This is a genomic window from Microvirga sesbaniae, from assembly GCF_025460805.1.
In the GTDB taxonomy this organism is placed as follows: domain Bacteria; phylum Pseudomonadota; class Alphaproteobacteria; order Rhizobiales; family Beijerinckiaceae; genus Microvirga; species Microvirga sesbaniae.
The window spans coordinates 100,142-112,559 of the sequence record NZ_JAMXFJ010000011.1; the positions used below are offsets into that span (position 1 = coordinate 100,142).

The following is a 12,418-nucleotide window of genomic DNA, read 5'->3' on the forward strand; positions in this document are numbered from 1 at the left end:
CGAGGATGTCCCTGCCCTAGGCAGGCGCACAGGTGGCGTGCCTCTGGGTTACTCGTGTCAGGCCCGACGCTTCAGAGCCACACCCATGCTGATCCAGCCGATGCCGGCAAAGACCAGGTCGACGCCAAGAAAGATACCGAGCACGTACAGGCTTGAGACCGGCCATTGGGCCAGGATCATACCACCCAGGACTGCGGTGATGACGCCTGACAGCGCCACCCACGCCCAAGGTGCACCCTCGGTCATCTGCATGGCCAGGAAGATGCGCAGGCCGCCCGAGACGATCAGGGCCACACCGAGCATCAGCGTCAGGGCGGTGGCGGCCAGGAGTGGGTTGCGGAAGGTCACCAGGCCCGCGACGACGTAGAGCGCGCCGAGCAGTGCCCACAGGACGAACTTGCCCCAGCTCTTCACGCTGAAGGCGTTGATGATCTCGGCGATCCCGCTGACTAGCATCATTGCGCCGACCACCGCGACGGAGGCAACGGTTGCCATCACGACGCTGCCGAGGGCAATGAGGCCGGTGATCAGGAAGATCACACCGAGCGCGACGATCCAGCCCCATTTGACGCGTAGCGGTTCAAGCTCCTGGTCCGCACGCCCTGGGACCGGCGTGTCAAGATTGGCCGTGTTGGACATGGGACACTCCTCCGTTCCAGCGGGTATGCCGGCACCCGTTGGAACATAGTGTGCCGCTGAGAGAGCAGCTCTTGTTGACAAAAATCAAAATCCCGGCTGCCGGAGCTGTTATTTGTTGCGAGGCTGGTTCGGGTTCATTGGGTTTAGGCGCATGAGCCCCGAGCCTTCAGGCGCAAAGATGCCAAACACGATCCCAGTTCGGGTCATTCCTTGTACCACATGCGGCCAATTCGAAAGGCGTTCGAAATAGCCCGTGGTCGTAGAGTAGTTCGGCTAAGGACCGCTTTTTGCAATCGGTACCGACAGGGACTGTTCGACATGAGCCGCCAGAGGTAGACATGGATTTCAAACATATGCTTGATCGGCCAACGTCCCCATCTGTCAACTTTGCCAGTACGGCCTACGAATACGCGATTGATCTCTGGCAGCGTGGCTTGCTCTATGCCGATGTCATGCGCGAACGCGGCAACCAGTATCTGGAGCATCTGGCTCAGGTTACACCGAATGTCCTGAGCTTTGAGGCCGAGCTCGTCATGTTCGGCCCCACGTTAGACCGGCCGGTCAACTATGGCCTCGCCCGCATCATTCCACCCGAGGGGGTTGAGATCGACCCTCGCAAGCGCCCCTTTGTCGTGGTCGATCCACGAGCCGGACACGGCCCTGGCATCGGCGGCTTCAAAGCTGACAGTGAGATCGGCGCCGCTCTCGGGGCCGGCCATCCCTGCTACATTGTCGGATTCACGCCGGACCCGGTGCCGGGCCAGACGGTCGAGGACGTCATGCGGGCCGAGGCCGCCTTTCTGGAGCGGGTGATCGCCCGGCATCCCGAGAGCGAAGGCAAGCCGGTTGTGATCGCTAACTGTCAGGCCGGTTGGCAGATCCTGATGACGGCCGCGGTCCGGCCCGAGCTGTTCGGTCCGATCATCGTCGCCGGATCGCCCGTGTCATACTGGGCCGGCTGGCCCGGCCGGAACCCGATGCGCTACTCGGGCGGACTGCTCGGCGGCAGTTGGTTGACAGCCCTGACCAGCGATCTCGGGGCAGGCCGCTTTGACGGTGCCTGGCTCGTTCAGAATTTCGAGAACCTCAACCCGACCAATACGCTCTGGACCAAGCAGTACAACCTCTTTTCGAAAGTCGACACCGAGCGCGAGCGGTATCTCGCGTTTGAGAAGTACTGGGGCGGTCACGTGTTCCTGAACGATGTCGAGATACAGTACATCGTCGACAATCTGTTCATCGGCAACAAGCTGTCCACGGCCGGACTTGTCACGTCCCACGGGATCCGCATCGACTTGCGCAATATCCAGTCTCCGATCCTGGTGTTCTGTTCCAAAGGCGACAACATTTCACCGCCGCCCCAGGCGCTCGGCTGGATCACCGACCTCTATCGGGATGATGAGGACGTGCGGGCGCACAATCAGACCATCGTCTATGCTCTCCACGACAGCATCGGCCATCTTGGCATCTTTGTCTCAGGCAGCGTAGGCCGCAAGGAGCACAAGGAGTTCGAGGCAAACATCGACTTCGTCGACGTCCTGCCATCCGGCATCTATCAGGCCGAGTTGCGGGAAAAGGGGCCGGACACGCCGAACCCGGATCTCGCCTACGGCGATTACGTGCTGTCGTTGGAGAGGCGCAGCGTGGCGGATGTCCGGGAGATCGTCAGGCCGGATGTCGAGAGCGACCGGCACTTTGCCGCGGTGGCACGCATTTCGGAGATCAATCTCAGTCTTTATCGGAGTTTCGTCCAGCCGTGGGTCCGGGCGAGCATCACGCCGCAAATGGCGCGCCACCTGGCACGCCTGCATCCGCTGCGCGTCCCCTATGAACTCGCCTCGGATCGCAATCCATGGATGGGCTGGATCGCCGGCGAAGCACAGAAGGCGCGGGAGAACCGGAAACCGGTGTCCCCGGACAATACCCTCCTGCACCAGCAGGAGAGGCTTTCCCAGGCAGTCGAAGCCTCGCTCGATCAATGGCGCCTGTGGCGTGACAACATGTATGAGCACACGTTCAATGTCATCTACGGATCGCCCTGGGTGCAGGCTTGGGCGGGTATGGATGCAAGGGACACGAGCGAACCCCGCCAGCATCCCGGTGACACGCCCGAGCATCGGGCGTTCCGGGCGGCGGAGGCCGACCGTCTGCGCCGTGAGATGGCCAAGGGCGGCCTGTTCGAGGCCGGTGTCCGTGCCCTGTACTACATCGGTGATACGCTCGGCTGGGTCGATGAGCGTGGCTTCAACCTAATCCGACGGCTGCGGGAGGAGAATGTCGCGAATGCCAGAGTCATATCGTTGGCTGAGTTCAAGCAGGCGATCCGGCAGCAGGCCCGCCTCATGCGGCTCGACCCTGCGGCGGCGATCGCGGCACTTCCCCAACTGCTGTCCCGAGCGACGCCAGCCGACATCGAAATGTTGAGAAGCATGCTCGAACGAGTTGTGACAGTAATTGGTCCGCTCGACGCAGCGGCGCAGGGGCGCCTGCGCGAGGTCAACGCGGTCTTGGCCGACGCCATGCGCCAGGCGACCGACGTGATCCGTCCCGGCCCGGGAGCGCGTGGTCCGACCGCCGCTCCAAGAAGGAGACCTTCTCATGCGACATCCTGATCCAAACAACCCCGGTGCGAGTGTGATCAGGATGGGTGGGTCCGAGCGAGCAGACCGAACTCAGTTTCAGCCCGCCACACCGCCGGGTCGGGATCAGCCATCGGGTGCTCATTCCGGCACCAAGGCTCTTCCCCTGATGAAGGAGCCGTTGAAGGAAATCCACCTCCCAGCCGAGGTTCCAGACGCCTGGGGCGAAGGCTTGGCCGAGGTCCTCGATCGCGTGATTCACGCTTCGGCGGCCCGTGTCACGTCCGGGCTCTCGCCGGCGGCACTGGCGGAGGCCTATCTGGACTGGGTCGTTCATCTGGCTTTTTCCCCAGGCAAGCAACTTAAGCTGACTGTAAAAGCGGCTCGCAAACTCGGCCGAATCGGCGAACAGGCTCTGAAAGAGACAATGACACCCGGAAAAGCGGAGCCGTGTATTGCTCCGCTGCCGCAGGACCGGCGGTTCTCCGCACCGGAATGGAGGGAATATCCATACAGCCTAATCTACCAGTCCTTCCTGCTGCAGCAGGAGTGGTGGCACAATGCGACAATGGGGCTGGAGGGAGTCTCGAAGCAGCACGAGAACATGGTCGAGTTCACAGCGCGGCAGTTCCTCGATGTAGCCTCACCGTCCAATATCCCACTACTGAACCCTGTCGTTATGCGCCGGACCTTGGAGCAGGGCGGCCAGAACCTGGTCCGAGGAGCTCAGAACCTCGTCGAAGACTGGATGCGCTTGACCCACAACAAGCCTCCAGTGGGGGCGGAGACATATCAAGTCGGCCAGAATGTTGCCGTCACGCCGGGCCGGGTCGTCTACCGCAACGACCTAATCGAGCTCATCCAGTACGAGCCAACGACGGACGAGGTCCGGCCTGAGCCGGTTCTGATCGTGCCGGCCTGGATCATGAAGTACTACATCCTTGATCTATCGCCGGAAAACTCTCTGGTACGCTATCTCGTGAGCCGGGGCTTCACGGTGTTCATGATCTCCTGGAAGAATCCAACCCGCGAGGACCGGGACCGTGGCATGGAAGATTATCGCAGGCTGGGCGTCCTCTCGGCGCTTGATGCCATCAATGCCATCGTGCCCGATCGGAAGGTTCATGCGGCCGGGTATTGCCTCGGTGGGACGCTGCTGACGATTGCCGCGGCCGCCATGGCACGCGAGGGCGACGATCGCCTAAAGTCAGTAACGCTGTTTGCGGCCCAAGCGGACTTCAGAGAGGCTGGGGAGCTGACGCTGTTCATCACTGAGACTCAGGTTCACTTCCTGGAGGATATGATGTGGCAGCAGGGCTACCTCGACACCAAACAGATGTCTGGTGCCTTCCAGCTGCTGCGCTCGAACGATCTCATCTGGTCGTACCTTTTCCATAACTACCTGATGGGCGAACGCGAGCCGATGACCGATCTCATGGCGTGGAACGCTGATGCAACGCGAATGCCCTACCGCATGCATTCCGAGTATCTGCGCCAGCTCTTTCTCCAGAACGACTTGGCGGAAGGACGCTTCAAGGTGGAAGGCAGGCCCATCGCTCTTGGCGACATTCGCACGCCCATGTTTGCAGTCGGCACCGAGCGCGATCACGTGGCGCCGTGGCGCTCCGTGTTCAAGATCCACAACCTAACCAATACGGACGTCACGTTCCTGCTGACGACGGGAGGCCATAATGCCGGCATCGTCTCCGAGCCCGGTCGGCCTCACCGCAGCTATCGGGTGCTGACCAAGACTGAACGGGAGCGTCACCTCGATCCTGAGACATGGCAAAGGTTGGCTCAAGTTCAGGAGGGGTCCTGGTGGCCGGAATGGGCTAGCTGGCTAACGTCTCACTCCGGCGAGCCCGTGAATCTTCCGTCCCTCGGAGCGCCACCGGTTTACCCAGTCCTCGACCAGGCGCCCGGATCCTATGTGAGGGAGCCCTAAGATGATGCCCAATCTCGGAAGGATTTTGGAGGGCAAGGTTGGTCTCGTGGTCGGGATCGCCAACGACCAGTCGATTGCGGCAGGGTGCGCGTATGCCTTCCAGGCAGCAGGAGCAAGCCTTGCCGTCACTTATCTCAACGAGAAGGCCCGTCCTTATGTTGAGCCGGTCGCAAAGAGCGTCGATGCGGCCATATTCGAACCGCTAGATGTCGAGACAGATGAACAGCTCGAGGCTCTTTTCTCCACCATTGAAGCCCGCTGGAGGCGGCTCGACTTTCTGCTTCATTCCATCGCCTATTGCCCAAAAGCGGACCTCCAGGGGCGCGTCACGGACTGCTCGCGGGAGGGCTTTGCTCAGGCCATGGACATATCGGTCCATTCCCTGATCCGGCTGACCCGTCGGGCAGAGCCCCTGATGAGCGCCGGCGGAAGTATCTTGACGATGAGTTACTATGGCGCCGAGAAGGTTGTCGATCACTACAACATCATGGGGCCGGTCAAGAGCGCCCTTGAGGCAACAGTCCGGTACTTGGCGGCGGAGCTTGGCCCGAAGGGGATCCGCGTTAACGCCCTATCTCCAGGTCCGCTCAGAACACGCGCGGCCTCGGGCATATCTCACTTCGATGAGATTATCAACGAGGCTCAGGCGCGCGCGCCTGAGCACCGCCTTGTCACCATCGAAGAGGTCGGAGCCATTGCTGCTTGCCTTGCAAGCGATGCCTCGCAGAGCATGACCGGGAACACGGCCCACGTCGATGCCGGCTACCACATCATGGCGTGACAACTATGCAATATATCGAAAACAAGACGATCGATGAAATTGCGGTCGGTGACAGCGCCAAGTTGACCCGGACGTTGCGTCATCAGGATATTGAGCTGTTCGCGGTCTTGTCCGGAGACGTCAATCCGGCTCACGTGGATGAAGAATTCGCCAAGGCGGATATGTTCCACAAGGTCATCGCTCACGGCATGTGGGGTGGCGCCCTGGTCTCGGCGCTCCTCGGAACCGAATTGCCAGGGCCGGGGACAATCTACCTCAACCAGTCCTTCAGCTTCCGCCGTCCGGTCGGGCTCGGCGACACGGTCACGGTACGCGTTACGGTCAAGGAAGTCGACCGGTTGAAGAAGCGGGTCCGGCTTGATTGCGAGTGCCGCAATCAAGCGGACGAGGCCGTTATTGTGGGAGAGGCCGAGGTCATCGCCCCAACCGAAAAGGTGCGCCGCCCTCGTGCGCTTCTTCCGGAGGTCCACCTTCATGAAAGAGGACTGAGATATCGCCAGTTTGTTGCTGCGACACAAGGCTTGCAACCGATCCGAACGGCTGTTGTCCATCCTTGCGACGAGCCATCCCTGGGGGGAGCGCTCGAAGCCATGAGGGCTGGACTGATCGTCCCGGTGCTTGTCGGCCCGAAAGCTAAGATTTCCGCTGCGGCGGCCGCTCTGAAGGCTTCGTTGGACGGCCTTGAAATCGTTGACGCCCCACACAGTCACGCCGCGGCGGATTCAGCCGTTGCGATGGCGCGCGAGGCACGGGTCGAAGCCGTTATGAAGGGGGCTCTCCATACCGAGGAGATCATGAGCGCGGCCGTCAAGGCCGACACGGGGCTTCGCACCGAACGGTGCATGAGCCACGCTTTCGTCTTCGATGTGCCGCATTACCCCAAGCCGCTGGTCATCACGGATGCGGCGGTCAACATCTACCCAACACTCACCGACAAACGAGATATCATTCAGAATGCCATTGATCTGGCGCATGCCCTCGGTGTGGGCCAGCCGAAAGTCGCCATTCTGTCTGCCGTTGAAACCATCGATCCTAAGATCACCTCTACGCTTGAGGCTGCGGCTCTCTGCAAGATGGCCGAACGCGGGCAAATCTCAGGCGGTGTTCTGGACGGACCGCTGGCCTTCGACAATGCGATCTCGCACGAGGCGGCCGCAACAAAGCATATTGTTTCCTCCGTTGCGGGCGACGCCGACATCCTGGTCGCGCCGGATCTCGAGGCGGCCAACATGCTTGCAAAGCAGCTGATCTATCTGGCGGGTGCAGATTCCGCGGGCGTCATTCTCGGAGCGCGCGTCCCGATCATCCTGACCAGTCGCGCGGACGGCGAGCTTGCGCGCCTGGCGTCCTGCGCGATTGCCCGTCTCCTCGTGCGCCATCATACGTGGGGGAATTATGACCAGTAGCTTCGTTGCCGGTACTACAAAATCGTCTCTGCAAAGATTTGGACACATTGATTGGCCTGCGCGCCAGGACAGTTGGAGCATGCCGGTATCCAGAGAACCGGATCTTCTGGAAGGAGAGCGGCATGGGCAGCCGTGTCGACCCATTCTGAGAGTACTTGCGCATCAAGCGGACCGACTTCCGGCTCAGCATCATGGCGTAATGGCATTTTACGGCGCGGGAAGGGCAATAGGAGGTCCCGATGACTTCAAGTCTCTTGTCCCTACGTAATCGAGTCGGTGTCGCGACTGTTGCGCTTCTTCTGGGAAGTGGCGCATGGGCCCAAGCGCCGGATCAGGAGCCTTCGCCACCTCATCAGCTGAGGCTCCGTCAACCCACATCCCAGTCCGTTCAGCCGCCGGAAGGCCTACAGGAGCCCACAGACCAAAGCCAATCGGCGGCAGACCGAAAGTTCCGCGAGATGGAGCGCCGATTGAACCGAACCATGCGCAGCGTCTGCGTTGGCTGCTGAGGAGACCCGCAATGAAGACGATCAGCCTCCAAGATGCTGCCGCGATGATCCCGGCAGGGGCGACCCTGATGGTCGGCGGCTTCATGGGCGTTGGGACGCCCGAGCCGCTAGTGGACGAACTTGTGCGACAGCAGAAAGGTGATTTGACAGTTATCGCCAACGACACCGCGGCGCCCGGGATCGGCATCGGCAAGCTGATCACGGCCAAACTCCTGCGCCGGGTGATCGTGAGCCACATCGGCCTCAATCCGGAGACGCAGAAGCAGATGCTGGCCGGAGACCTGCAGGTGGACCTTGTCCCGCAGGGCACGCTCGCCGAGCGCATCCGCGCGGGAGGCTTCGGGCTTGGCGGCATCCTGACCGCGACAGGTGTCGGCACCATCGCCGCGGAAGGCAAGCAGACTGTGGCCGTGGACGGTCGCGACTACCTGCTGGAGCCCGCGCTCCGGGCCGACTTCGCGCTCGTGCATGCGTTCATCGCCGACTACCTGGGCAATCTCGGGTATGTCCTCACCGCCCGCAACTTCAACCCGCTGATGGCCATGGCCGCAGAGACCGTCGTGGTCCAGGCGGAGAACATCGTGCCGGTGGGCGTCATCGCGCCGGACCACGTCATGACGCCCGCTCCGGTGGTCGACTACCTCATCGCGAAAGGCTGACACCATGGATGCGCAAACCCTCATCGCCCAACGCATCGCGCAGGAGCTGCGCGACGGGATGCTGGTCAATCTCGGCATCGGCATTCCGACCCTTGTCGCCAATTTCGTCCCCAAGGGGATGCACGTCTTCTTCCAGTCCGAGAACGGTCTGATCGGCACCGGGCCGGTGGCCGATCCCGGCATGGCGCTGCCGTGGCTGACCGACGCGGGCGGGAAACCCGTGACCGCCCTGCCGGGGGCGTCCACGTTCGACAGCGCCATGTCCTTCGGCCTGATCCGGGGCGGCCATCTCGACCTCACGGTGTTGGGCGGCCTGCAGGTCGACCAGCACGGCCGCCTCGCGAACTGGATGGTGCCGGGCAAGATGGTGCCCGGCATGGGTGGCGCGATGGACCTGGTTGCCGGCGCCAAGCGCGTCATCGTCGCCATGCAGCACACCGCCAAGGGCCGCCCGAAGATCGTCCGCGAATGCTCATTGCCGCTGACGTCGGACCGGCCGGTCGACCTCGTCGTCACCGAGCTCGCGGTGATCGGGTTCCCGCACGGCCGCGCGACACTGCTGGAGACGATGGACGGGGTCACAGTCGAGGAGGTCGTCGCCGCGACCGAGGGGGACCTCGTCATTTCCCCTGAACTGTCCGAGCCAACACTCCCGAAGGCTACGTCCAAAGCGGCCGCCATGACGTCCATCGGAGAGCCCCTATGACCCTCTCTCGTCACTTAGTTGCTGACCACCTGCCGGGCCTCCTCCGTGGCGAGTTCGCCGCGATCAGGGGCGGTAGCGCATCGGTACTGGCCAAGCGAGCCCTGCCGCCGGAGGAACTCACGCGCATCTGCCTTGCCGAGGAGATCGTGTGCCTGGAGACTATGCGCGACGTCACGAACGACGGCCGAGCGCGCCAAGAGGCCGATTCATTTTGACGAAGAAGTCCGTTGAAGGAGGACAATCCATGACCACCACCATGCCAAAGACATCAGGACTATCGGAGACGCTGCGCAGCGGTATGGGGATCGCTTTACCCGATGGCAGCGGCCGGGCTCTGGCGAATGTCACGGAAGCTTGGTTTTCCGCGGCCGCGGAATGCCAGCGCGAGATGATCGGCTTCGTCTCGATGCGACTTGAGAAGGACGCCACGACCACCCGCGAAATGATGAGCTGCAAGAACCTCGCGGACGCGGCGGCGATCCAGTCCCGCTGGATGGAGGAAACCCTGCGCGACTACAATGCCGAGATGGGCAAGCTGACGACTATCTGCACCAGATCTGCAAATGGCGGTATCGGCCCAAAGGAGTAAGGCCTCCGACGAAGGACGAGGCGTGTGCGAGAGCATGAGTCGTTGTCGACCGCAACCTTGTGGGTTGAGATATAAGACGCGGCTCACACATCAAATCCGCCGTCCCGGCGGTCCATCCCGACCGTCCAATGAGAGCAACGAGGGAAATCGATGATAACGCTTGTAACTGCAGCCCAGGATGCGCCTAAGCAGGACCAGAGGCGGCACGACAAGTACGACCGGCTGGTGGCGATCGCGCAATCCCTTCCGAAGTTGAAGGTCGCCGTGGCTCACCCATGCGACGCGGCCTCCTTTGGGGGCGGTGTTTGAGGCGGCCGGGCTTAGCCTGATTGAGCCGATCCTCGTCGGGCCGCAGGCCAGGATCAGGGCCGCCGCAGAGGTGCTGGGCACGGACATCTTCACGATGCGGCTCGCCGATGCCTTGCACAGCCATGCAGCGGCCGATAAAGCAGTCGAACTCGTCAGGGCAGGCGAAGCCGAGGCGCTGATGAAACGAAGCCTGCACATGGACGAGGTCATCTGCGCCGTGCCCCTATCCGCAATATACTGGGATCAGTTCGGGACCATCTCGCTCGTGCACCACTGGGGCAGGATCTGCACCCACGGCCAGGAACTCGCTGAGATCTTTGACACCGTGGACGAAGCCGGTCAGGCGCATGAGGCGATCGCCAGGGCCAAGCGCCTGCGTGGTTACTACGACCTGTAAGGCCCCGCTAGGATGGGTAAATGATTAGCCTCTTCCGCGCCGTATCAATGGCCATGGGATAGTTGAGACATGATGAGAACCTGCTTCGTAGCTTTGATGCTAATTACGTCCGGATCATCCTGGGCAGGATGGCAAAACACTCAATGGGGAATGACTTTTGATGAAGTAATTGCTTCCGGCCAAGGTCGTATAACCCCACATTCTGAAGAACAGGGGCCAAATAATAATTTGGTCTTAAAGGCTAAGATGCCATACATAGGTTATGGTATAGAATTCACAGCTTTGTTCTACTTCAACGATGATAAACTTGGTCAAATTGTGCTTAGGCCAAATAACATGGGAGATAATTTTGTCATAGATAGAATAATGAAAGAGACATATGGAATACCGGTTAGTGAAGAAAACAAAAGCCTTCTTGTATGTAGAATGAAGATCCTAACATGGAGAGATGAGAAGTCATATAATACCGTTAGATACACAGAAGCTAATTGTCCGCCAAATGCAACTCATGCTTCGGTTACCTATCAGCCTCTTAGAGAGCCCGGGAAATCAGGCCTATAAAGGCCGCCAAAAAGTAGGCCTAACTCCTCGTTAATCAGTAATTTTTAGGCGTAGGATTGCTAACCTATAGTATCTTGATCTGTATCAAATTTTTTTCTTTCACTATACGTCACTATACGTATTGTGCCGTTGCACGAACAACTTAGATCTCTGCGAGGGGCATGGCGATGACTGGCGACATCGAGCCTTCGTCAAAGCGTACGAGTATAGGCGCGGGACAACCGATCCTGCTCCCGCCGACCGTCCTAACAGACCCCCGACGAACAATTCCCCCCGGCTACATCCACCTGGGCGTCTCCATGGAGATCGCCCCGGTCCTGCGTGCGTTCGGCCTCGACCCCGGGCCGCTCATCTGTGAGGCGGGGCTCGAGCCCCGGCTGTTTGAGGATAGTACCAACGTCGTTCCGTTCGCCGCTCTGGCCCGGTTGTACAGCCTGTGCGTGGCGCGCACGAACTGCCCCCATTTCGGGCTCCTGGTCGGCCGGCGCGGCACGGTCCAATCCATGGACCTGGTCGGGCGCCTGATGCTCCACTCGGACACCGTCGGCGAGGCCTTCGAAGGGTTGGTGTCCAACCTGAGTGTCCAGGATCGGGCTGTGGTTGCCTCGCTGTCGGTCAGCGATGGCATGGCCGTGCTCACCTATGCCGTCTATCAGCCGCAGATGGAGAGTGCGGAGCAGGTCACCGACGCCGCCCTGGCCGTTGCGGTCAATGTTCTGCGAACCCTGTGCGGCTCCGACTGGCATCCCATCGAGGTGCTCGTGCCCCGCGCGGCACCCGCGGCAACCGAACCCTACCGGCGTCATTTCCTGGCGCCGGTGCGCTTCGACCAGGAGACCGCCACGTTGGTCTTCCCGGCCGAAGACCTGAAGCGTAGGATTGCCGGCGCTGATCCCATGCTGAAAGAGTTGCTGGCGGAGCGCCTCCAGCAGATGAGGGCCAGTGCGGGCTCTACCCTTTCAGACGACATCCGGCGGCTGCTGCGCACCCGGCTGACCAGTAACCGCTGCTCGGCCGAGGACGTCGCCGACCTGCTGTCCATGCACCGACGCACCCTGAGTCGCCGCCTGAAGGGCAGCGGCATGGGCTACCGGGCCATCAGGAACGAGATCCGGTTTGAGATTGCGCGTCAGTTGCTAGAGGACACCGAGGTGCCGCTGGGTGAGATCGCGGCGGCGCTGGGCTATTCGGAGGCGAGCGCTTTCACCCGGGCGTTCCGGCGCTGGTCGGGCCAGACGCCGACCGTCTGGCGGGCTGGTAGCGGCAGTGAGCAGCCTCGCGCGTAAGCTGCGCGAATTTTGCAGAAGGCCCTTTATAGAACGAGATAGAACGAGCCGT

General features: G+C 61.2%; 13 protein-coding genes. 12 read left to right on the forward strand and 1 reads right to left on the reverse strand.

Annotated elements, in window-relative coordinates; genetic code table 11:
- Nucleotides 1-57: 57 nt before the first annotated feature.
- Nucleotides 58-639, reverse strand: a complete 582-nt coding sequence (locus OCW50_RS16540; RefSeq protein WP_262298280.1) for an HdeD family acid-resistance protein — start codon at nucleotides 637-639, stop codon at nucleotides 58-60.
- Between the two features lie 338 nt (nucleotides 640-977).
- Here OCW50_RS16540 and OCW50_RS16545 point away from each other — a divergent pair, with 338 nt between their 5' ends.
- The 12 genes from OCW50_RS16545 to OCW50_RS16600 all read left to right on the forward strand — a co-directional run bounded on the left by OCW50_RS16545 (nucleotide 978) and on the right by OCW50_RS16600 (nucleotide 12,366).
- Complete coding sequence (locus OCW50_RS16545) at nucleotides 978-3,251, forward strand: DUF3141 domain-containing protein (protein ID WP_262298281.1); 2,274 nt, start codon at nucleotides 978-980, stop codon at nucleotides 3,249-3,251.
- Nucleotides 3,238-5,163 carry a PHA/PHB synthase family protein gene (locus OCW50_RS16550; protein ID WP_262298282.1) on the forward strand — a complete coding sequence of 642 codons (1,926 nt, stop codon included), beginning with the start codon at nucleotides 3,238-3,240 and terminating at the stop codon, nucleotides 5,161-5,163. The genes OCW50_RS16545 and OCW50_RS16550 overlap by 14 nt, the downstream gene beginning before the upstream one ends.
- Nucleotide 5,164: 1 nt before the next feature.
- The gene (gene fabI, locus OCW50_RS16555; protein WP_262298283.1) at nucleotides 5,165-5,944 is read left to right on the forward strand and encodes an enoyl-ACP reductase FabI; all 780 of its coding nucleotides are present in this window, start codon (nucleotides 5,165-5,167) and stop codon (nucleotides 5,942-5,944) included.
- Nucleotides 5,945-5,949: 5 nt separating this feature from the next.
- Nucleotides 5,950-7,350, forward strand: a complete 1,401-nt coding sequence (locus tag OCW50_RS16560) for a bifunctional enoyl-CoA hydratase/phosphate acetyltransferase (RefSeq protein ID WP_262298284.1) — start codon at nucleotides 5,950-5,952, stop codon at nucleotides 7,348-7,350.
- Between the two features lie 520 nt (nucleotides 7,351-7,870).
- Entirely contained in the window at nucleotides 7,871-8,518 is a 648-nt protein-coding gene (locus OCW50_RS16565; protein ID WP_262298285.1) for a CoA transferase subunit A, read from the forward strand.
- Between the two features lie 4 nt (nucleotides 8,519-8,522).
- Nucleotides 8,523-9,224 carry a 3-oxoacid CoA-transferase subunit B gene (locus tag OCW50_RS16570; protein WP_262298286.1) on the forward strand — a complete coding sequence of 234 codons (702 nt, stop codon included), beginning with the start codon at nucleotides 8,523-8,525 and terminating at the stop codon, nucleotides 9,222-9,224.
- Nucleotides 9,221-9,439 carry a F0F1 ATP synthase subunit epsilon gene (locus tag OCW50_RS16575; protein ID WP_262298287.1) on the forward strand — a complete coding sequence of 73 codons (219 nt, stop codon included), beginning with the start codon at nucleotides 9,221-9,223 and terminating at the stop codon, nucleotides 9,437-9,439. The genes OCW50_RS16570 and OCW50_RS16575 overlap by 4 nt, the downstream gene beginning before the upstream one ends.
- Nucleotides 9,440-9,468: 29 nt before the next feature.
- Entirely contained in the window at nucleotides 9,469-9,813 is a 345-nt protein-coding gene (locus OCW50_RS16580) for a phasin family protein (RefSeq protein ID WP_262298288.1), read from the forward strand.
- Between the two features lie 150 nt (nucleotides 9,814-9,963).
- Nucleotides 9,964-10,122 carry a hypothetical protein gene (locus OCW50_RS33215; protein ID WP_315974437.1) on the forward strand — a complete coding sequence of 53 codons (159 nt, stop codon included), beginning with the start codon at nucleotides 9,964-9,966 and terminating at the stop codon, nucleotides 10,120-10,122.
- Nucleotides 10,115-10,519, forward strand: a complete 405-nt coding sequence (locus tag OCW50_RS33220; RefSeq protein WP_315974438.1) for a WGR domain-containing protein — start codon at nucleotides 10,115-10,117, stop codon at nucleotides 10,517-10,519. Before OCW50_RS33215 ends, OCW50_RS33220 begins: the two co-directional genes overlap by 8 nt.
- Before the next feature lie 69 nt (nucleotides 10,520-10,588).
- The gene (locus OCW50_RS16595; RefSeq protein WP_262298289.1) at nucleotides 10,589-11,080 is read left to right on the forward strand and encodes a hypothetical protein; all 492 of its coding nucleotides are present in this window, start codon (nucleotides 10,589-10,591) and stop codon (nucleotides 11,078-11,080) included.
- A 299-nt stretch (nucleotides 11,081-11,379) separates the two neighbouring features.
- On the forward strand, nucleotides 11,380-12,366 hold the full coding sequence (locus OCW50_RS16600; protein ID WP_262298290.1) for an AraC family transcriptional regulator: 987 nt from the start codon (nucleotides 11,380-11,382) through the stop codon (nucleotides 12,364-12,366).
- The last annotated feature ends 52 nt before the right edge of the window (nucleotides 12,367-12,418 follow it).